The following is a 19,444-nucleotide window of genomic DNA, read 5'->3' as shown; positions in this document are numbered from 1 at the left end:
CCGGGGGAGAGGGCAGGACTTCGGCAAGCATGAAAGCGCGTCGCTTCGTGGACACGCCGGCCCTCTCCCCCGCCCCTCTCCCATAAATGGGAGAGGGGAGACAACAGTCGCTTCGGCAAACTCGGTCAGTTACCGCCGCCCGGCACCTCCACCCGCACCGGCTCGATCCTCGGTTCCTTCAGCTTCGCTTCGAGCGGCTTGCCCTTGCGCGCGCGCTTGCCCACGTACGGCAGCAGCGACTGCCCCGCCAGCTTTTGCGACGACGGCTTGCCGCCGCGGCCCGCGCCGGACAGCACCAGCCCGGGCGCGCCCACGGCGACCGCCTGCAGCAGCTTCTCCCTCGGTTCCAGCTCCATCAGGATCACGCCGCGGCCACCGGCGGACAACACCTTCACTTCATCCAGCGCCACCAGCAGCAGGCGGCCATTGCCGGACAGGCAGGCCGCATGCGTGGCCTCGTCGCCGATCGGCGCCGGCGGCAGCGGGGCATCGCCGTCGTCCAGCGTCAGGAACGACTTGCCGCCCTTCTGCCGGCCGGTCATGTCGCCCACCGTGGTCTGGAAGCCGTTGCCGCCCGCGGTAGCGATCAGCACGCGCTGGGCGGGGCTGCCGGCAAAGGTGTGCGCCACCTGGCTGCCGGACTGCAGTTCGATCAGCGTGGTGATAGGCACCCCGTCGCCGCGCCCGCCCGGCAGGCTGGACACCGGCACGGAATAGACCCGGCCATTGGTGCCGAACACCAGCAGCACGTCAACCGTGCGGCAGTCAAAGGTGTTGTAGAGCGCGTCGCCGGCCTTGAAGGTGAACTGCTGCGGGTCGTGGCCATGGCCCTGGCGCGTGCGCACCCAGCCCTTCTGCGACATGATCACCGTCACCGGCTCGTCGATCACGCGCACCTCGGCCGCGGCGCGGCGCTCTTCCTGGATCAGCGTGCGGCGCGGGTCCTTGTCTTCCGGGCTGAACTGCCTGGCGTCGGTCTCGATCTCCTTGATGATGCGACGGCGCATCATGGTCTCGGACTTGAGCAGCACGTCCAGGTCGGCCTGCTCCTCGCGCAGCTCCTTCAGTTCCTTCTCGATCCGGATCGCTTCCAGGCGCGCCAGCTGGCGCAGGCGGATTTCCAGGATGTCCTCGGCCTGGCGGTCGCTCAGGCCGAAGGCCTCGATCAGCGCGGGCTTGGGCTCGTCGCTCTCGCGGATGATGCGGATCACCTCGTCGATATTGAGCAGCACCAGCATCCGGCCTTCGAGGATGTGGATGCGGTCCTCGACCTTGCCCAGGCGATGGCGCGTGCGGCGCGTGACGGTATCGAAGCGGAACGCGATCCACTCGCCCAGGATCTCGCGCAGGCCCTTCTGGCGCGGACGGCCATCGGTGCCGATCATCACCAGGTTGATCGGCGCGCCGGATTCCAGGCTGGTATGCGCCAGCAGCGTCTGGATGAACTCCTGCTGGCCGATGTTCTTGCTCTTGGGCTCGAACACCAGCCGCACCGGCGCGTCCTTGCCGGATTCATCGCGCACCGCATCGAGCACCGCCAGCACGGTGGCCTTGAGCTGCTGCTGGTCCGGCGTCAGCGCCTTCTTGCCGGTCTTGATCTTGGGATTGGTGATTTCCTCGATCTCTTCCAGCACCTTCTGCGCCGAGGTATTCGGCGGCAGCTCGGTCACCACCAGCTGCCACTGGCCGCGCGCCATTTCCTCGATGGTCCAGCGCGCGCGCACCTTCAGGCTGCCGCGGCCGTTCTCGTAGATCTGGGCAATGTCCGCCGCCGGCGAGATGATCTGGCCGCCGCCGGGATAGTCCGGCCCCGGCATCAGCGCCAGCAGCTCGGCCAGCGCGATGTTGGGGTTGCGGATCATCGCCACGGTGGCGGCGGCAACCTCGCGCAGGTTGTGCGGCGGGATCTCGGTGGCCATGCCCACCGCGATGCCCGAGGCGCCGTTGAGCAGCACGAACGGCAGCCGCGCCGGCAGCAGCTTCGGCTCCTGCATCGAGCCGTCGTAGTTGGGAATGAAATCGACCGTGCCTTCGTCGATCTCGTCGAGCAGCAGCCGCGAAATCGGCGTCAGGCGGGCTTCGGTGTAGCGCATCGCCGCCGCGCCGTCGCCGTCGCGCGAGCCAAAGTTGCCCTGGCCGTCGATCAGCGGGTAGCGCAGCGAAAAGTCCTGCGCCAGCCGCACCAGCGCGTCATAGGCGGACTGGTCGCCGTGCGGGTGGAACTTGCCCAGCACGTCGCCGACCACGCGCGCGGACTTGACCGGCTTGGCGTCGGCGCGCAGCCCCATCTCGTGCATCGCGAACAGGATGCGCCGCTGCACCGGCTTCTGGCCGTCGGCCACCTCGGGCAGCGCGCGGCCCTTGACCACGCTGACGGCGTAGTCCAGGTAGGCGCGCTCGGCGTAGCGGGCCAGCGTCAGCGAATCGGCCGGCTCTTCAGGTTGAAACGTGATGTCTTGTTGTTCCATGGATAGGCAAGGATTCGGCGCGCCACGTGTCGGACCTCGACGGCCGGCGCACCGGTTGCTTGTGATTCGTGGATGCCGCTCAGGGCATGGGCCGGCGCGCGCCGAGCACCATCTTCACGCGCGGGCCGTCGCCATCGCCCGGGCCGGCGCCGGCGCTGGCGCGCGTGAGCACCACGCCCTGCTGCGGCTGGTACAGCCGGTAGAACTGCAGCACGGTGCTGACATACTGCCGCGTCTCCGGATAAGGCGGAATGCGGTTGTTGTAGCGCTGCACCGCGCCCTCGCCGGCGTTGTATGCCGCCAGCACCAGCTCGAGGTTGTCGGGGAACTGCTGCATCAGCCAGCTCAGATAGCGCACGCCGGCGGTGATATTGGTGCGCGGATCGGCCAGCTTCTGCTCGATGGTGCGGCGCGCATCGGCGCTGACGCCAAAGCGCGCGCCGGTGTCGGGAATCACCTGCATCAGGCCGATCGCGCCCTTGGGCGACACCGCCGCCGGGTTGAAGCCGGACTCCACCGCCATCACCGCCTTGACCAGCGCGGGATCGACATCCTGCTTGCCGGCGATCTGGTGGATCAGCGGCTCGACGGTCTTGATATTGGGATGGTTGAGGACGTAGCGGTACAGCTTGTGCTGCTCGAGGTCGATGTCGCCGCGCGCCGCCTGCGCCTGCCGCGCGGCCAGGCGCCCGGTGTCGAGCCTGCCGCCGTCCTTCATGAACAGCTTGTAGCGCGCGTCCAGCTTCTGGTCGGCGAAGTGCGCCACGCCGTCGGCATCGATAAAGCCCCACAGCTCGGCATGCGCCGCCGGCACGCAGGCGAGCCCGGCCAGCGCCAGCAGGGCTGCGGTTGCCTTGCGCCAGGGATTGCCGTGGGTTCTCGTCTTCATCGTGCGTTCCAGAGTAGGCGGACCGGAGCGGGCATTATGCGCCAATCGGGCCGGGCTGGCACCGATGCGGCCGCGCCCGCGGCGCGGCGCCCCGGCTCAGATATCGGCCTCGACCTCGTTGCCCTTCTCTTCCAGCCAGCTGCGGCGCTGGGCGGCCTCGCCCTTGCCCATCAGCATGTTCATCATCTCGACGGTCTGCGGCAGGTCGTATTCGCCCAGCATCACGGGCAGCAGGCGCCGCGTGTCGGGGTTCATGGTGGTTTCCCACAGCTGCTCGGCGCTCATCTCGCCCAGGCCCTTGAAGCGCGAGATCTGCCACGAGTTTTCCTTGACGCCATCCTTGAGCAGCTTGTCCTGGATCGCTTCGAGCTCGCCTTCGTCCAGCGCGTACAGCTTCTGCGCCGGCTTCTTGCCGCGCGCCGGGGCATCGACGCGGAACAGCGGCGGACGCGCCACATAGACGTTGCCGGTCTCGATCAGCTTGGGGAAATGCCGGAAGAACAGCGTCAGCAGCAGAACCTGGATGTGCGCGCCGTCGACGTCGGCGTCGGACAGGATGCAGATCTTGCCGTAGCGCAGGTTGGACAGGTCGGGCTCGTCGTTGGCACCGTGCGGGTCCACGCCGATCGCCACGGCGATGTCGTGCACCTCGTTGTTGGCGAAAAGGCGGTCGCGCTCGGTCTCCCAGGTGTTCAGCACCTTGCCGCGCAGCGGCAGGATGGCCTGGAATTCCTTGTCGCGGCCCATCTTGGCCGAGCCGCCGGCGGAATCGCCCTCGACCAGGAACAGCTCGTTGCGGGTCACGTCGGTGGACTCGCAGTCGGTCAGCTTGCCGGGCAGCACGGCGACGCCGGAGCCCTTCTTCTTCTCGACCTTCTGCGCCGCGCGCGTGCGCGCCTGGGCCTGGCGGATCACCAGCTCGGCCAGCTTCTTGCCGTACTCGACATGGTGGTTCAGCCACAGCTCCAGCGCCGGGCGGCTGAAGGTGGACACCAGCCGCACCGCGTCGCGGCTGTTCAGGCGCTCCTTGATCTGGCCCTGGAACTGCGGGTCCAGCACCTTGGCCGACAGCACGAACGAAGCGCGCGCGAACACGTCCTCGCTCATCAGCTTGACGCCCTTGGGCTGCAGCGCGTGCATCTCGATAAAGCTCTTGACCGCCTGGAACAGCCCTTCGCGCAGGCCGGACTCGTGCGTGCCGCCGGCCGGCGTGGGAATCAGGTTGACGTAGGACTCGCGCACCGGCGCGCCGTCCTCGGTCCAGGCCACCACCCACGACGCGCCCTCGCCGTCGGCAAAGCCTTCCTCGCCGGGGTTGGCGTCGGGATCGGCAAAGTGCTCGCCCTCGAACATCGGAATCACCAGCTCAGCGCCGCTGCCCTGCGCCAGCGCCTCGACCAGGTAGCCCTTCAGGCCCTGGTCGTACTGCCAGGTCTGGCGCTCGCCGGTCTTCTCGGTCACCAGCGTAACCTTGACGCCCGGCAGCAGCACGGCCTTGCTGCGCAGCAGGCGCTGCAGCTCGGCCAGCGGGATCGCGGCCGAATCGAAATACTTCGCGTCCGGCCACACCTGCACGCGCGTGCCGTTCTTTTTCTCGCCGCGCTCGAGCTTGCGCGAGGCCAGCGGCACGGTCACGTCGCCGCCCGAGAAGGTCAGCGTCGAGCACATGCCGTCGCGCCACACGGTCACGTCCAGCTGCGTCGACAGGGCATTGGTTACCGACACGCCGACGCCATGCAGGCCGCCGGAAAAGGCATAGGCGCCGCCCTTGCCCTTGTCGAACTTGCCGCCGGCATGCAGGCGGGTAAAGACAATCTCGACCACGGGCACGCCCTCTTCCGGGTGGATGCCCACCGGGATGCCGCGGCCGTCGTCTTCCACGCTGAGGCTGCCGTCGCGATGCAGGGTCACCAGGATCTCGGAGCCGTGGCCACCGAGGGCCTCATCCGAGGCATTGTCGATCACCTCCTGCACGATATGCAGGGGGTTGTCGGTCCGGGTGTACATGCCGGGGCGCTGCTTGACCGGCTCCAGGCCCTTCAGGACCCGGATGGAAGATTCGCTGTACTGACTGGTTTTGCTCGCCATGGAGTCGCTACGAAAGTGATGGTCCCGGCTGCCGCGAGGCGTACAACTGTGCACGCGCCGGGGCACCGGGCACTGCATTGTAATGGAAGCGCGCGACGCCAATCCCGCAGAAAAAACGCACGTGCCCCGCGGCCCGCGCCGGTCCGGCTTGCCGGGCCGCCGGCACTTTTTGCCGGGGCGCCGCGGCTGCGGGCGACGCCGTACGCGTTTTCCCGAGGCAGAGTAAACTGCCCACCACCCGGCCCCGGCAAACCTGATTGCCGTTCCGGCGCGGTAAAACAACAAGCAAAGACAATCCCTGTCGGCGCCGCTTCACCCGGCGCGGCCGCCGCACACCGAGCCAAGACATGCAGAACCGACAACTCTCCCTGACCACCGTGCTTGTGTGCGGTGGCCTGCTGGTCACGCTTTCGATGGGCATCCGGCACGGCTTCGGCCTGTTCAACCTGCCGATCACCCAGGCCCACGGCTGGAACCGCGAGACCTTCGCCTTTGCGCTGGCGCTGCAGAACCTGATGTGGGGCGCCAGCCAGCCCTTCGCCGGGGCGCTGGCCGACAAGTTCGGCGCGCTGCGCATCATGATGGTGGGCGTGGCACTGTACGTCGCCGGGCTGGTGGTGATGGCGCTGGCGACCAGCGGCACCGCCTTCGCCACCGGCGCCGGGGTGATGATCGGCATCGCCCAGTCCGGCACCACCTACAGCATCGTCTACGGCGTGATCGGCCGCGTGGCCAGCCCGGACAAGCGGGTCTGGGCGATGGGCATCGCCGCCGCGGCAGGCTCGTTCGGCCAGTTCCTCATGATCCCGGTGGAACAGGGGCTGATCTCCGGCCTGGGCTGGCAGAACGCGTTGTACGTGATGGCGCTGATGGCGTGCGTGATGCTGCCGCTGGCGCTGACCCTGCGCGAGCCGCGCGAGGCCGCCCATACCGGCGGCCACCACCAGACCATCGGCCAGGCCATCCACGAAGCCTTCGGCAACCGCAACTTCCAGCTGCTGACGCTGGGCTACTTCGTGTGCGGCTTCCAGGTGGTCTTTATCGGCGTGCACCTGGCACCGTACCTGAAGGACCAGGGCCTGACCGATCCCAAGGTCGCCGTGGTGGCACTGGCGCTGATCGGGCTGTTCAATGTGTTCGGCACCTACACTGCCGGCGCGCTGGGCCAGCGGCTGCCCAAGCGCTATCTGCTGTCGGCGATCTACCTGGCGCGCTCGGTGGTGATCGCCGCCTACCTGCTGCTGCCGCTGACAGTCGCCAGCACCTGGGTGTTCGCGGCAGTGATGGGTTTCCTGTGGCTGTCGACGGTGCCGCTGACCAACGGCATCATCGCGCAGGTGTTCGGGGTGAAATACCTGTCGATGCTGTCGGGGGTGGTGTTCTTCTCGCACCAGATCGGCAGTTTCCTCGGCGCGTGGCTGGGGGGCTATCTGTATGACCGCACCGGGGGCTACAACACGGTGTGGCTGATCGCGATCGCGCTTGGGGGGCTGGCGGCGCTGGTGAATCTGCCGATTCGCGAGCAGGCGCTGGTGCGGACCCAGCCAGCGGCGGCGTGATGAACACGACCCAGGCGCGCATGGCGAAGGCAGCCGGGCTGGCGTTGCTGGCCGGGGTGCTGGCGCTTGGGTTCGTCGGTTACCTGCGGCCCGGCTTCATGGTCGACCTGACCAATATGGTGCTGGCGTGGTGCGGGTGAGGTCCGGCGCTTGCCGGACCCTCAGGCCTCAGGCGCCTTCGCCCTTCGACTTCGCCTCCAGCACTTCCCAGCGCTCCAGCGCTTCCAGCAGTTCCATCTCGATCTCGTCGTGGCGCGTGCCCAGCTGCGCCGCCTTGCCGGCATCGCTGACGTACAGCGACCCATCCTCCAGCTGCGCCGAGATCGTCTTCTGCTCGGACTCCAGCGCGGCAATGCGCTCGGGCAGTCCATCCAGCTCGCGCTGCTCCTTGTACGACAGCTTGACCGTCCGGTTGGCCCCGCGCGCTTCACGCGACTCCTTGCCCCTGGCCGGCTCCACCGACTTCTGCTCCGCCGGCTTGCGCGCCGCCTGCAGCGCCGCGCTGCGCGCTGATTGCTCGACCCAGTCGGAATAACCGCCCACCGATTCGCGCCAGACCCCATCCCCTTCCGCGGCCAGCGTCGAGGTCACCACGTTATCGAGGAAGGCGCGGTCGTGCGACACCAGGAACACGGTGCCGCCGTAGTCCTGCAGCAGTTCCTCCAGCAGTTCCAGCGTGTCGATGTCGAGATCGTTGGTCGGCTCGTCGAGCACCAGCACGTTGGCCGGCCGCGCGAACAGCCGCGCCAGCAGCAGCCGGTTGCGCTCCCCGCCCGACAGCGACTTGACCGGCGAGCGCGCGCGCTCCGGCGCGAACAGGAAGTCGCCCAGGTAGCTCATCACGTGCTTGCGCTGGCCGTTGACTTCGACCCAGTCGCTGCCCGGGCTGATGGTGTCGGCCAGCGACTTCTCCAGGTCCAGCGCGGTGCGCATCTGGTCGAAATACGCCACCTGCAGGTTGCTGCCGTTGCGCACGGTGCCGCTGTCCGGCGCCAGTTCGCCCAGGATCAGCCGCAGCAGCGTGGTCTTGCCGGCGCCGTTGGGGCCGATCAGGCCAACCTTGTCGCCGCGCATGATGGTGGCGGTAAAGTCGCGCACCACCACCTTGTCGCCATACGCCTTGCTCACGTCGGTCAGCTCGGCCACGATCTTGCCGGAGCGGTCGGCCTGCGACACCTCCAGCTTGACATTACCCTGCACCTCGCGGCGTGCGGCGCGCTCGTTGCGCATCGCGACCAGGCGCTGGATGCGCGACACGCTGCGCGTGCGGCGCGCTTCCACGCCCTTGCGGATCCACACCTCTTCCTGCGCCAGCAGCTTGTCGAACTTGGCCTGCTCGACCTGCTCGGCCGCCAGCATTTCTTCCTTGCGCGCCTGGTAGGCGGCGAAGTTGCCGGGGAAGGACACCAGTCGGCCGCGGTCCAGCTCGACGATGCGCGTGGCGACGCGGTCGAGGAAGGCGCGGTCGTGGGTAATCAGCAGCACGCTGCCGCGGAACTGCAGCAGCAGGTCTTCCAGCCAGCGGATCGCCTCCACGTCGAGATGGTTGGTGGGTTCGTCCAGCAGCAGGATGTCGGGCTCGGCCACCAGTGCCTGCGCCAGCGCCACGCGCTTCTGCAGGCCGCCCGAGAGTGCGTCGACGCGCGTGTGCGAATCCAGCCCCAGCCGCGCCAGTGTGGTTTCCACGCGGGTGCGCAGCTGCCAGGCGCCGGCGGCATCCAGCTCGGACTGCAGCCGGTGCAGTTCGGCCAGCGCCGCTTCGTCGTCGTGGTGCTCGGCCACGCGATCGGCGGCGGCCTCGTAGCGCACCAGCAGGTCGTGCGCGTCGCCCATGCCTTGCGACACCGCGTCGAACACGGTAATGCCGGGCGCGAACTGCGGCTCCTGCGGCACGTAGGCGCTGGTCACGCCGCTCTGGCGGGCAATCAGTCCGTCATCCGGCGCCGACAGCCCCGCCACGATCTTCAGCAGCGAGGACTTGCCCGAGCCGTTGCGCCCGATCAGTCCCACGCGCTCGCCGGCCTCCAGCGAAAAGTCGGCGTGATCAAGCAGGGCCACGTGCCCGAAGGCAAGCTGAGCGTCGGTGATGGAAAACAGGGCCATGGGAAGGAAGGCGAGACAGCGAGGAAAGAAGGGACGGGCCGGCGGCACGGGCGCGTCCGGCGGCAGCCCGCATTGTAGACGACCGGCAGCGCAAGCCGGCCGGGGCAAAAAAGAAGGGCCCGCGCACTGCGGGCCCAAGAGTCTCTCCTCGGTGCCCTGCTCGCAAGGCACGGAACCAGCATAACAACCGGCCACGGCCCACTCCAGTCGGACAAGTCCGTAAGGGAAAGCCCCGTCAACGGCAGTCGCCGCGCCGCGGCCGTGCCGAATCGGACCAGATTGGGCCAGATTGGTACGGCCAAGGCACTCATGCGAAGATGGCGGCCGTATCCAAGTGCCTGCTGCCTGTCCCGATGACCACCGCTTCCCTAAAATTTTCCGACCTGTCCGTGTCGGCGCTCGTCGCCGGGCTGGTCGCCACGCTGACCGGGTACACCAGTTCGCTGGTGCTGATGATCCAGGCGGGACATGCGGCCCACCTGACCGATGCGCAGATCTCGTCGTGGATCTGGGCGCTGTCGATCGGCATGGGGATCACCACCATCGGCCTGTCGCTGGCGTTGCGCGTGCCCATCGTGGTGGCGTGGTCCACCCCCGGCGCGGCGCTGCTGATCGCCAGCCTGCCCGGCGTGCCCTATGCCGAGGCGATCGGCGCCTTCCTGCTGGCCGCGTTGCTGATGACCGCGGCCGGCATGACCGGCTGGTTCGACAAGCTGATGCGCGCCCTGCCCGCCAGCATTGCCTCGGCGCTGCTGGCCGGCATCCTGTTCCGCATCAGCGTGGACGTGTTCGTGCAGGCGCAGCACCAGACCGTGCTGCTGCTGGCGATGTTCGCCGCCTTCCTGCTGGGGCGGCGGCTGTGGCCGGCCTACGCGGTGCCGGGGGTGCTGCTGGCCGGCGTGGTGGTGGCAGGGGTGCTCGGGCAGCTCGATTTCTCGGGCGTGCGGCTGGAACTGGCCGTGCCGGTGTGGACCTCGCCGGCGTTCTCGATGCCGGCCTTCATCAGCCTGGCCATCCCCCTGTTCATCGTCGCGCTGGCGTCGCAGAACATCCCCGGGCTGGCCGTGCTGCAGGCCGATGGCTACCACGTGCCGGCCTCGCGCCTGATCACCATCACCGGTCTGGCCTCGGCCGCGCTGGCGCCGTTCGGCTCGCATGGCATCAACCTGGCGGCCATCACCGCCGCGATCTGCACCGGCCCGCAGGCCGATCCCGACCGGCACCGCCGCTATACCGCGGCGGTGGTCTGCGGGGTGGGCTACCTGGTCGCGGGCACGCTGGCCGCCAGCATCGCCGCGCTGTTCGCCGCCTTCCCGCAGGCACTGGTGGTGGGCGTGACCGCGTTCGCGCTACTGGGCTCGATCGCCAACGGCCTGACCGTCGCCATGCAAACCCCGGCCGAGCGCGAAGCCGCCCTGCTGACCTTCATGATCACGGCCTCAGGCATGACCCTGGCGGGCATCGGCTCGGCATTCTGGGGCGTGGTGGGCGGCATGCTCGCCTACCACGTGCTGCGCCGGCCGGCAGCCTGACGGCAGGCCCGGCGCGGGGGCTACAGCAGCAGGAAAGCCAGGTCGGACAGGCCGATTTCCTCGGGTGGCACGCCCTTGCGGCGCTGGAACAGGATGTGCTGCAGCACGCGGTCGCGGTCGCCGGCAAAGGTCGCCGGATCCAGCCGCAGCGCCACCCGCGCGTAGTGCTCGGCCAGCAGCCGGTAGACCCGGTGCCGCACCCGCAGCATCTCGCTGTCGGCATGCAGCCGGCTCATCGCGCTGGTGTGCTCATCCTCGAGCTGGCGCATGCTCACCACCACCCGGGCATGCATGCCGCGGTAGCGGTCGATCTCCGCATGGGCCTTGCGCAACTCTTCACGCAGCGCGCGCACGTCCTGCAACAGCTTCAGGTTGTGCTGCACGCCGCGCTGGATGCGCGCGGCCTCTTCCAGCGCATGGTCCGCCGCCGCAATGGTGTCCTGCCATGGATTCGCGTCCGGCGCGATGGCCGGGGCCTCGGACCCCGATGTTGCCGACGATGCCGGGACGGCCGCGCCGTCGATGCCAGTGTGCTGCATACCGCTCCCCTATTCCCGTGCCCGCCGCCGGCATCGCCATCTCGTGCCGGCTTGGTCAGGCAAACTACCGCGACTGCCTGGACTACTGTTGCCGCGGGCGAGCGTGCACCCGCTTGTTATGGTTCTGCTCGTCACATTCAACCCGCCCTTGCCGCCGCGCACAACCACCGCGACGGAGGGACGCGGCTTTGGCGCAACATGCGCGGGACGCTAAGATGCCGGCTCAGGCCCATTGCCGGCCAGCCTCTTCTGCATGCCATGAACGGATACGTGCTTCTCGCCCTCGCCATCGTCGCCGAGGTCATCGCCACCAGCAGCCTGAAAGCCTCGCAGGGCTTTACCCGGCTGCTGCCCAGCGTGCTGGTGGTCACCGGCTACGTCGCGGCCTTTTATCTGCTGATGCTGGTGATGCGGACCGTGCCGGTCGGCATCGCCTATGCGATCTGGAGCGGCGCGGGCATCGTGCTGGTATCGCTGATCGCGGTGGTGTTGTACCGGCAGGTGCCGGACCTGGCGGCCTGTGTCGGCATCGGGCTGATCATTGCCGGGGTGGCGGTGATCCAGCTGTTTTCGAAGACCAGCGCGCATTGACAGCGCGGGAAAATCCAACCCCGGTCAGTTCTGGGGCGCCCGGTTCCCCGCATTGCAGCGCACTTGCCGATCGCCGCCTGGCCGACTCCAGGTCGGCTAGTTTTGAAACCGGGCCACGCGGGTACGCCCGGCACTGCGCCGGGCCATGGCATGCACCACCAGCGCGCGATGCATGACGAGCTGCTTGAGGCTCGCGCGCATGTTTGCCAGCATCGACTCCGCCGTGTCGGCATTGATGCGCTCGCGCTTCAGCTGCGCGACGCGCAGCTGCTGGGCATCGATTCGGTTGGACAGGCGCTCGATCGCCTGATCGGTTTCGTCCAGATCCTGGAGATCCTCCTCGATGCTGCGCAGGGGCTCGACTCCCGGTTGCATGGCCATCTCCCATCTGAGCGATATGGTTTGGTGATAGGCCAGATGCAAAGTCCTGTGTATCAGGCTCCGTCCTACAAATCGGTAATTCACCGGGCAACGCGAATCATTCGCGCTGACAAGGGCATTATGGGTGGATCCGGCCCTTGTCCTTGCCAAAGGAGATGCGCCGGCCGACGCGGCCATCGCGCGTGTGGACGATCAGGTCGACGCGGTCTTCCTCGGCCTTCGCCGTGCCGGCCGCGATGGCCGCCTCCCGGTTGGGGAAAAGCAGACGGCCCTCGCTGCCGCACGCGCGTTCCACCACCCACTGAAGTCCCTCGATCCGCAATACGTGAACGTCCGACATGGCTGCTCCAAAGCTGACGCAGTGAGTATCTGCAGTCGGCCCCCGGGTCGGTATCGGATTTTGTCCGACGAGGCGGATTTGCAACGGCGGAGCACGAGATGCGGCAGCCGATAACGCCGTTGAAAATCCTGGAATGACGCGGGAGGAAGGATTCTGGCAGACGCTTGCCAAATGATCGGTGGTCCCGCCGACAGGAATCGAACCTGTATCTAGCGCTTAGGAGGCGCTCGTTCTATCCATTGAACTACGGCGAGGGACAGGACTGCCAGGACCGGAAGCCGCGGGCGCGGTGATCCTGGCGACGGGCGGGAGTATATCAAAATCCGCACGCCCGCGGCCCGGCGCCGCGGCGGTGGTGGGTGTTGACCGACACCGGCATGCCGGGGTGTCGGCGCGCATCCAACGCGGCGGCGCCGGCTGCAAGTGGCGGCTGGTTCCCGCCCCGCCTGAAAGCCGCGTCCGGCCCGGGATTCCGGCCTGCGCCGGTCCTCTGCCCGTTGGTGGCACGCCGCTTGCTCAACCGTCCGTACCGCCCCGGCGCATCGGCGCCTTCCACCGGAGACCGCATATGGCCACCCTCTCGATCCATGACCTTTCCGGCTGCCGCGAACTGGCTCCCGCCGCCATGACGCGCGTACGCGGTGCGGGTGGGCAGTGGGTGTTCGGCTGGATCCGCCCGTTCGTGCCGTCGTCGCCGGCGCCGCTCGGCACGGTGATCAACTTTTACGAGATCAATTACAGCTTCTATGCTGATCAGATAAACAACCAGTTCCAGAACATCGACATCCGCAACAACGCGCCAAACGCCAACATCAATGTCCGGGGCGACCAGGGTGCCAGGAACGACGGCAGGCTGGTCTGATCCGGCCTTATCCGGGCACCAGCGGGCGCCCTCCGGCACTGGCGTGGATCGTGGCGGATCGCAGCGGAGACCAGCTTGGGTTTCGACTCGCATTTCCGGTGGACCTCGGCGGCGTGCACGGACGTCGGGCGCGTGCGCGAGCGCAATGAGGACGCTTGCCTGGACCTGCCGGGACAGGAATTGTGGGCCGTGGCCGACGGCATGGGCGGCCATGCCGTGGGGGATTTCGCCAGCCAGGCAGTGGTGCGGGCGCTCGCGGCGCTGCCGCCGCAGGCGCGCCTGGAAGACCGCATCGACGCCACGCGCGCGGCCTTGCAGGGCGTGAACCTGGCGCTGGTCGATGAAGCCGCGCGCCTGGGCGTGCGCTGCATCGGCAGCACGGTGGTGGTCATGCTGGCCGGCGACAGCCGCTGTGCCTGCCTGTGGGCCGGGGACAGCCGCCTGTACCGGCTGCGCGGCGGCCAGCTGGCGCGGCTCACGCGCGACCACAACCAGGTCGAGCGCCTGCTTGCGCGCGGCCTGATCACGCCGGAGCAGGCGCGCCATCATCCCGCGCAGAACACCATCACGCGCGCCGTCGGCGCGGCGCCGACGCTGGCGCCGGAACAGCTGCTGACCGACGTGGCCGACGGCGACGTCTACCTGTTGTGCAGCGACGGCCTGAGCAACGAAGTCGACGATGATGCGATCGCCGCGGTGCTGGCGCAGCAGGACGTGGCGCAGGCCGCGCTGACGCTGGTGCAGAAGGCGCTCGATGCAGGCGGGCGCGACAACATATCGGTGGTAGTGCTGCGCGCGGCCGACCCTTGCGGCTCGGACCGCACCCTGGTCAACCCCGAGCTCGACGCCTGACGCCTGGCACCGGCGCGGCCTAGCCCTTGCCGGCTTCGGCCTGCCGGCTGGCGCGGAAGTCCTTCGAGTGGATGCCGTGCTTCTTCAGCAGCATCTGCAGGTGCGAGCGGTTCATGTCGAAGCGCCGTGCCAGCTCGGCGACCGTGCCGCCCACCTCCTGCAGGCCGCGCTCGAGGAAGGCGCGCTCGGCCTCGTCGCTGGCCGCGCGCTTGGCTTCGCTGAGCGAGGTCGCCATGGCGATGTCCGCGCCGGACGCGCCGCTGGCCACCACCGCCAGCGCGGCGGGCTTCGGGCGGATGTCCTGCGGCAGGTGCGGCAGGTCGGCGGTATCGCCGGCCAGGCAGCTCAGCCGGTACAGCAGGTTGCGCAGCTCGCGGATATTGCCGGGGTAGTCGTAGTGCAGCAGGAAGTCGCGCAGCCGCGGCGTCAGCCTGACCGGCGCGCGCCGGAGCATGCCGGCGGCCTCGTCGCTGAAGTACGACACCAGCAGCGGGATCTCGTCGCGCCGCTCGCGCAGCGCCGGGAGGCTGACGTGGATCACGCTCAGGCGATAGAACAGGTCCTCGCGGAAGGTGCCGGCCTGGCTCATGCTGCGCAGGTCCTTGTTGGTCGCCGCGACGATGCGCGCATCGACCGAGATGATCTCGTCCGAGCCGACCCGCTGGATCTCGTGCGCCTCGAGCACGCGCAGCAGCTTGACCTGCCCGGTCAGCGGCAGTTCGCCGATCTCGTCCAGGAAGATGGTGCCGGTATGCGCGCTCTCGAACTTGCCGCGCCGGTCGTTGCTGGCGCCGGTGAAGGCGCCCTTCTTGTGCCCGAACAGCTCGGATTCGAGCAGGCTGTCGGGAATGGCACCGCAGTTGACCGAGATGAATGGCTTGTCGGTGCGCGCACCGTTGGCGTGGATCACCTTGGCCATCAGTTCCTTGCCGGTGCCGCTTTCGCCGTCGATCAGCACCGGCAGGTCGGTCGGCGCAGCCTTCTCGGCGATCTCCAGCGCTTCGAGCAGCCGGGGGTTGTCGCCGAAGGTGCCTTCGAAGATAAAGCTGCGCTCCATCAGCGCCTGGCGGCGCTCGCGCGGCAGGCGTTCCACCTCCGGCTGCGGCGGCGCGGCTTCGGCCGCGCTTTCAGACGCGGCTTCGGCCGACGAAGCCGCCTGCACGAAGCGCTCCTTGTGCGACAGGCCCATCACCTCGTCGCGCAGCGTGGTGGCCTGCTTGAGCAGCTTCTCGATCTCGGGCCGGTCCAGCTTCGACGCCCAGCGCAGCGTCGAGCGCAGGATCTCGATCTTTTCGATCAGGCCGGCGAACGACACCGGCGAAGTCACCGAGACGGGGGTGGCACCCTGGTTGTATAGCTTCATGCGGCACTCAGTTGCTTCTGCACCAGTTGGAAATACATGCCCTTGCGCTCCAGCAGCTCCTCATGCCGGCCCTGCTCGACGATGGCGCCTTCGTACAGCACCAGGATCTTGTCGGCCTGCATGATGGTGCTGAGCCGGTGCGCGATGATCACCGCGGTGCGCCCGCGCAGGATTTCCTGCATATTGGCCAGGATGTTGCTCTCGGACTGCGTGTCCAGCGCCGAGGTGGCTTCGTCGAACACCAGCAGGCGCGGGTCGTGGTACAGCGCGCGCGCAATGCACAGCCGCTGGATCTGCCCGCCCGACAGGCCGATGCCGCGTTCGCCGACGACCTGCTCGTAGCCCAGCGGCAGCTTGCTGATGAAGGCATGGGCGTCGGCCATGCGCGCGACTTCCTCGATGCGGCGCCGGTCCGGGCTGTCGTCGCCGCAGGCGATGTTCTCGGCGATGGTGCCGGAGAACAGCAGGTTGGACTGCATCACGTAGCCGACCTGGGCGCGGTAGAACGCCGCGTCGATCACGTTCAGGTCATAGCCGTCGACCGTCATCGAACCCTCGGTAGGCTTGTAAAAGCCCACCAGCAGCTTGGCCAGCGTGGTCTTGCCCGAGCCGCTGCGGCCGACGATGGCCACCATCTCGCCGGGCCGGATGGCGAAGCTGATGTTCTCCAGCACATAAGGCGTGTCTTCGCCGCCGTAGCGGAAGTACAGGTCCTTCATCACGATCTCGCCCTGCAGGTCGGGCAGCATCACGCGCGACAGCACGTCCTGCGGCTTCTGCTCCGGCTCGAGATCGAGCACGTCGCCAAGCCGCTCCATCGCCACGGCGGCGTCGTTGAGCTGGCTCCACAACGCCACCAGCCCCATCAGCGGCGCCAGCACGCTGCCCATGAAGGCGTTGAAGGCGATCAGCTGGCCGATGGTCAGCTCGCGCTCCAGCACCAGCGTCGCGCCCACCCACAGCACCGCGATGGTCGTGGCGGCGTTGAGCAGCTGGCTTACCAGCCCCACCAGGATATGGAAGGCCTGCGCCCGGTATTGCGCGTCGAGCGCCTTGGCGTACTTGCGCTCCCAGCGCAACCGCACCGGGCGTTCGATGCCCATGCCCTTGACGGTCTCGGCGCCGCCCAGCGTCTCCATCAGGTAGGCCTTTGCGTCGGTGGAATCCGTGAACACCTCGCGCGCGTAGGTCTTGACCCTGGGCGTCACCACCACCGTCAGCGCCGCGATCGGGATCACGAAAGCGATCAGCAGCAGCGTCAGCTTGACGTTGTAGAGAAACATGATGGTGAAGTAGATAAACACCATCAGCAGGTTCAGCGCCGTGGTCACCGTCGATTCGGTCAGGAAGGCGCGGATGGTCTGGTTCTCCTGGAAGCGCGCGAAGATGTCGCCGGTCTTGCGCTTGGCGAAGAACGACAGCGGCAGCGACAGCGTGTGCCTGAAGAAGTGCGACATCATGGCGAAATCCATGTTGCGCACCATGAAGTTGGCCAGGTACGCGCGGATCGTCGACATCAGCTGCGTGAACACGCTCGAGATGATCAGCCCCGCGATCAGCAGGTGCAGCAGCCCGACGTTCTGGTGCACCACCACGCCGTCGAGGATGTTCTGGATGATCAGCGGCGGCACCACCCCCAGCATCTGGATCACGAAGGTCGCCAGGAACAGATGCGCCAAAATTTTCTTGTACGGCGCGAGATAGCCGATAAAGCGCAGCCACGGCGAGCGCTGCACCGACAGCTGCGTCATGCTCTCGCCGGGCGTGAACAGCAGGCAGGTGCCGCTCCAGCCGCGCTCGAACTCCTCCGCGCTCATCTTGCGGAAGCCGATGGCGGGATCCGCCACCCACACCCAGCGCGACGAGATCCCGTACACCACCACGTAGTGGTAGCCCTCCCAATGGACGATGAACGGCAGCTCGAAGCCCATCAGCGAATCGCGCGTGCATTGCACCCCGCGCGTGGTGAAGCCCAGCGACTCGCCGGCGCGCGCCAGGCTGTCGAGCGTGGCCCCTTGCGTGGTGACGTTGGCCAGCTCGCGCAGCTTGCCCAGCGTCATGGGGATGCCGTAGTGCCGGCAGATCATCGCCAGGCAGGCCGCGCCGCAATCCATTTCCTCGGCCTGCTCCACCAGCGCGAAGCGGCGGATCAGCTTCTCGCCCAGCTCGGGCCGGGAGGCCAGGTCGAGCAGTACCGGACGCTTGCGCCGCTCGGCCAGCTTCTTTTGCCGATGCAGCTCGCGGTCCAGTACCCGGATGCGCTCCTCCAGCACCTCGCGCAGCCGCGGATTGCGCTCCAGGATCAGCTGCACGGTTTTCTCGGGAATCACCAGCAGGCGCACGTCGGTCTCGGCAATGGCCGCGGCCAGTTGCTCCTGCCGCATCACGCAGGCGCGCTCGCCGAAGATATCGCCCTGGCCCAGCGTCGCCAGCGGAAACTCGCTGCCCTCTTCGCTGCGCACGATGCGCACCGTGCCCTGGCGCACCACGTACAGGCGCCGGTCCTCGCGTCCGTCCTGCTTCAGGATTTCCCGGCCGGCCGCGACGCGCTTCACGCCGACGCTGCGCACCGCGTCTTCCAGCTCCTGCTTGTCGAGCTTGCCGCGCAGGTCGAACAGCCGCGCGACAAAGCCGCCGGCCGAACTGATCGCGACATAGCTGGTGATGAAGGCCAGCGCCGCGGGGTTGCCCGCCACCACCGGCTCGCTGACGCTGCGCGGGATCATCAGCAACTCGGTCTTGCCCGAGGCGCGCACCGACGATTCGTGCCGGTATTCGCGCAGCAGCGCGATATCGGCAAAGACCTCGCCGGTCTTGCGCACCCCCATGCTGATTTCCTTGCCGTGCTCGTCGTTGAACACGCGCACCGAGCCGGACTTGACGATAAACAGGCCCGGCGCGGTTTCGCCGGCATTGCAGACGGTATCGCCGAAGCCGAAGCTCAGCAGTTGCGCAGCGTCGGCCAGGCGCGCCAGCTCTTCCGGCGTCAGCACCGACAGGATCTCGACCGACGCCAGGAACGCGGCCAGCGCCGACCCCGCCTCCGGCGGCTGCGGCGCGGCGGTGGCGGCGTCGGCCGGTCCGGCCTCGCTAGCGGGCTTCGATGACATGTTCCTGCGCCCTGGCCATCAGCCAGTCCTCACGCAGCAGGCGGCGCACTTCGACCGCCACCTCGCTGTCGAGCGTGGCCGGGTGCTTGGCGCGCACCAGGAAGACCTCGAAGAACGAGCGGTCGGCGGCCGGGAACGGACCCAGCAGGTCACCCGGCTCGGCGTTGAAGACCTTGGCCTCGATCTCGGTCTTGAGCGAGCCGCGCAGCACCTTGCCGATCTCGCCGCCGCGCTCGCGCGTGTCGGCAATCGAGTGTTCGCGCGCCATCTCGGCAAAGGCGTCGGGATCGTCCTGCAGGTACGAGATCAGCTCCCTGGCCTTCCCTTCGCTGTCGACCACGATATGGCTGACCTCGATGCTGTCGAAGCGCGGCGAGTTCAGCGCAAAGAACTCCTGCACCGCCGCGTCGCTGCATACCTGCGCCATCATCCGCTCCTGGTACAGGTTGTCGGTGATGAAGGCCTCGAACTCGTCCAGGCTGACGTTGAGCGCGTCTAGGTAGTGGTTCATGTCGGCGGCGCGGTGCAGTCCCTGCACGCGGCGGAACTGGTCGGCGCGCTCCTGAATCTCTTGCGGCGTGACCGCCAGCCCCTGCCGCCTGGCGGCGTGCACGGTCAGCTTGTCGCGCACGATCTGCTCGACCAGCCCTTCGAACTGCCCGGTCAGCTTGAGCAGGCGCACGAATTCCTCGACCCCGAGCACCTCGTCGTCGATACGTACGATGCCAGTCATTTTCCCGACTCCTTTGGCGGCCTGGCGCGGCGGC

16 protein-coding genes and 1 tRNA gene are annotated in these 19,444 nt (G+C 68.0%); 6 read left to right on the top strand and 11 right to left on the bottom strand.

Annotated elements, in window-relative coordinates; genetic code table 11:
• Positions 1–125 precede the first annotated feature (125 nt).
• The 3 genes from parC to MKD38_RS08805 all read right to left on the bottom strand — a co-directional run bounded on the left by parC (position 126) and on the right by MKD38_RS08805 (position 5,445).
• Positions 126–2,468 carry a DNA topoisomerase IV subunit A gene (parC, locus tag MKD38_RS08815; protein ID WP_252675912.1) on the bottom strand — a complete coding sequence of 781 codons (2,343 nt, stop codon included), beginning with the start codon at positions 2,466–2,468 and terminating at the stop codon, positions 126–128.
• Between the two features lie 79 nt (positions 2,469–2,547).
• A complete protein-coding gene (locus tag MKD38_RS08810) occupies positions 2,548–3,357 on the bottom strand; it encodes a lytic transglycosylase domain-containing protein (protein WP_252675910.1) in 810 nt (269 codons plus the stop codon).
• 96 nt (positions 3,358–3,453) lie between these two features.
• Complete coding sequence (locus MKD38_RS08805; protein WP_115680705.1) at positions 3,454–5,445, bottom strand: DNA topoisomerase IV subunit B; 1,992 nt, start codon at positions 5,443–5,445, stop codon at positions 3,454–3,456.
• A 347-nt stretch (positions 5,446–5,792) separates the two neighbouring features.
• Here MKD38_RS08805 and MKD38_RS08800 point away from each other — a divergent pair, with 347 nt between their 5' ends.
• Complete coding sequence (locus MKD38_RS08800) at positions 5,793–7,004, top strand: MFS transporter (RefSeq protein WP_252675908.1); 1,212 nt, start codon at positions 5,793–5,795, stop codon at positions 7,002–7,004.
• The gene (locus MKD38_RS08795) at positions 7,004–7,144 is read left to right on the top strand and encodes a hypothetical protein (protein ID WP_252675901.1); all 141 of its coding nucleotides are present in this window, start codon (positions 7,004–7,006) and stop codon (positions 7,142–7,144) included. The genes MKD38_RS08800 and MKD38_RS08795 overlap by 1 nt, the downstream gene beginning before the upstream one ends.
• Positions 7,145–7,172: 28 nt before the next feature.
• Here the strand turns inward: MKD38_RS08795 and MKD38_RS08790 are convergent, their stop codons facing one another.
• A complete protein-coding gene (locus MKD38_RS08790) occupies positions 7,173–9,107 on the bottom strand; it encodes an ATP-binding cassette domain-containing protein (RefSeq protein WP_252675899.1) in 1,935 nt (644 codons plus the stop codon).
• A gap of 353 nt (positions 9,108–9,460) precedes the next feature.
• Between MKD38_RS08790 and MKD38_RS08785 the strand changes: the two genes are divergently transcribed.
• Positions 9,461–10,639 carry a benzoate/H(+) symporter BenE family transporter gene (locus MKD38_RS08785; protein ID WP_252675897.1) on the top strand — a complete coding sequence of 393 codons (1,179 nt, stop codon included), beginning with the start codon at positions 9,461–9,463 and terminating at the stop codon, positions 10,637–10,639.
• A 20-nt stretch (positions 10,640–10,659) separates the two neighbouring features.
• Here MKD38_RS08785 and MKD38_RS08780 read toward each other — a convergent pair whose 3' ends face one another.
• The gene (locus MKD38_RS08780; protein ID WP_252675895.1) at positions 10,660–11,178 is read right to left on the bottom strand and encodes a hypothetical protein; all 519 of its coding nucleotides are present in this window, start codon (positions 11,176–11,178) and stop codon (positions 10,660–10,662) included.
• A gap of 258 nt (positions 11,179–11,436) precedes the next feature.
• On the opposite strand from MKD38_RS08780, the gene MKD38_RS08775 reads away from it, so the two are divergent.
• A complete protein-coding gene (locus MKD38_RS08775) occupies positions 11,437–11,769 on the top strand; it encodes a DMT family transporter (protein WP_115680710.1) in 333 nt (110 codons plus the stop codon).
• Positions 11,770–11,865: 96 nt separating this feature from the next.
• On the opposite strand, the gene MKD38_RS08770 is transcribed toward MKD38_RS08775, so the two are convergent.
• The 3 genes from MKD38_RS08770 to MKD38_RS08760 form a co-directional block, all read right to left on the bottom strand.
• Entirely contained in the window at positions 11,866–12,144 is a 279-nt protein-coding gene (locus MKD38_RS08770) for a hypothetical protein (RefSeq protein WP_111521460.1), read from the bottom strand.
• Positions 12,145–12,268: 124 nt separating this feature from the next.
• Entirely contained in the window at positions 12,269–12,490 is a 222-nt protein-coding gene (locus MKD38_RS08765) for a DUF2188 domain-containing protein (RefSeq protein WP_252675894.1), read from the bottom strand.
• A 179-nt stretch (positions 12,491–12,669) separates the two neighbouring features.
• Positions 12,670–12,744 (bottom strand) — tRNA-Arg (locus tag MKD38_RS08760).
• A 314-nt stretch (positions 12,745–13,058) separates the two neighbouring features.
• Here MKD38_RS08760 and MKD38_RS08755 point away from each other — a divergent pair.
• Positions 13,059–13,352: a hypothetical protein gene (locus MKD38_RS08755; protein WP_252675892.1), complete on the top strand. Its 294-nt coding sequence runs from the start codon at positions 13,059–13,061 to the stop codon at positions 13,350–13,352.
• Between the two features lie 75 nt (positions 13,353–13,427).
• Positions 13,428–14,204 (top strand): PP2C family protein-serine/threonine phosphatase, encoded by a 777-nt coding sequence (locus tag MKD38_RS08750; protein WP_252675890.1) that lies wholly within the window; start codon positions 13,428–13,430, stop codon positions 14,202–14,204.
• A 19-nt stretch (positions 14,205–14,223) separates the two neighbouring features.
• Here MKD38_RS08750 and MKD38_RS08745 read toward each other — a convergent pair whose 3' ends face one another.
• Genes MKD38_RS08745 through MKD38_RS08735 form a run of 3 tightly spaced genes read right to left on the bottom strand, consistent with a single transcriptional unit; the run spans position 14,224 to position 19,410 of the window.
• Entirely contained in the window at positions 14,224–15,567 is a 1,344-nt protein-coding gene (locus tag MKD38_RS08745; RefSeq protein WP_252675889.1) for a sigma-54 interaction domain-containing protein, read from the bottom strand.
• Positions 15,564–18,677 carry a peptidase domain-containing ABC transporter gene (locus MKD38_RS08740; RefSeq protein WP_252675887.1) on the bottom strand — a complete coding sequence of 1,038 codons (3,114 nt, stop codon included), beginning with the start codon at positions 18,675–18,677 and terminating at the stop codon, positions 15,564–15,566. Before MKD38_RS08740 ends, MKD38_RS08745 begins: the two co-directional genes overlap by 4 nt.
• A complete protein-coding gene (locus MKD38_RS08735) occupies positions 18,658–19,410 on the bottom strand; it encodes a peptidylprolyl isomerase (RefSeq protein ID WP_252675885.1) in 753 nt (250 codons plus the stop codon). Before MKD38_RS08735 ends, MKD38_RS08740 begins: the two co-directional genes overlap by 20 nt.
• Between the last annotated feature and the right edge of the window lie 34 nt (positions 19,411–19,444).

Source organism: Cupriavidus sp. WGlv3, assembly GCF_023952475.1.
Taxonomy (GTDB): domain Bacteria; phylum Pseudomonadota; class Gammaproteobacteria; order Burkholderiales; family Burkholderiaceae; genus Cupriavidus; species Cupriavidus phytorum.
Note: the sequence above shows the minus strand (reverse complement) of the source record. Positions and strands in the feature narration are given on the sequence as shown.

Coding starts and splice junctions, on each gene's coding strand:
- MKD38_RS08775 (WP_115680710.1), top strand. CDS start 11,437: ATGAACGGATACGTGCTTCTCGCCCTCGCCATCGTCGCCGAGGTCATC.
- MKD38_RS08735 (WP_252675885.1), bottom strand. CDS start 19,410: ATGACTGGCATCGTACGTATCGACGACGAGGTGCTCGGGGTCGAGGAA.
- MKD38_RS08795 (WP_252675901.1), top strand. CDS start 7,004: ATGAACACGACCCAGGCGCGCATGGCGAAGGCAGCCGGGCTGGCGTTG.
- MKD38_RS08800 (WP_252675908.1), top strand. CDS start 5,793: ATGCAGAACCGACAACTCTCCCTGACCACCGTGCTTGTGTGCGGTGGC.
- MKD38_RS08770 (WP_111521460.1), bottom strand. CDS start 12,144: ATGCAACCGGGAGTCGAGCCCCTGCGCAGCATCGAGGAGGATCTCCAG.
- MKD38_RS08790 (WP_252675899.1), bottom strand. CDS start 9,107: ATGGCCCTGTTTTCCATCACCGACGCTCAGCTTGCCTTCGGGCACGTG.
- MKD38_RS08805 (WP_115680705.1), bottom strand. CDS start 5,445: ATGGCGAGCAAAACCAGTCAGTACAGCGAATCTTCCATCCGGGTCCTG.
- MKD38_RS08780 (WP_252675895.1), bottom strand. CDS start 11,178: ATGCAGCACACTGGCATCGACGGCGCGGCCGTCCCGGCATCGTCGGCA.
- MKD38_RS08745 (WP_252675889.1), bottom strand. CDS start 15,567: ATGAAGCTATACAACCAGGGTGCCACCCCCGTCTCGGTGACTTCGCCG.
- parC (WP_252675912.1), bottom strand. CDS start 2,468: ATGGAACAACAAGACATCACGTTTCAACCTGAAGAGCCGGCCGATTCG.
- MKD38_RS08810 (WP_252675910.1), bottom strand. CDS start 3,357: ATGAAGACGAGAACCCACGGCAATCCCTGGCGCAAGGCAACCGCAGCC.
- MKD38_RS08755 (WP_252675892.1), top strand. CDS start 13,059: ATGGCCACCCTCTCGATCCATGACCTTTCCGGCTGCCGCGAACTGGCT.
- MKD38_RS08765 (WP_252675894.1), bottom strand. CDS start 12,490: ATGTCGGACGTTCACGTATTGCGGATCGAGGGACTTCAGTGGGTGGTG.
- MKD38_RS08785 (WP_252675897.1), top strand. CDS start 9,461: ATGACCACCGCTTCCCTAAAATTTTCCGACCTGTCCGTGTCGGCGCTC.
- MKD38_RS08740 (WP_252675887.1), bottom strand. CDS start 18,677: ATGTCATCGAAGCCCGCTAGCGAGGCCGGACCGGCCGACGCCGCCACC.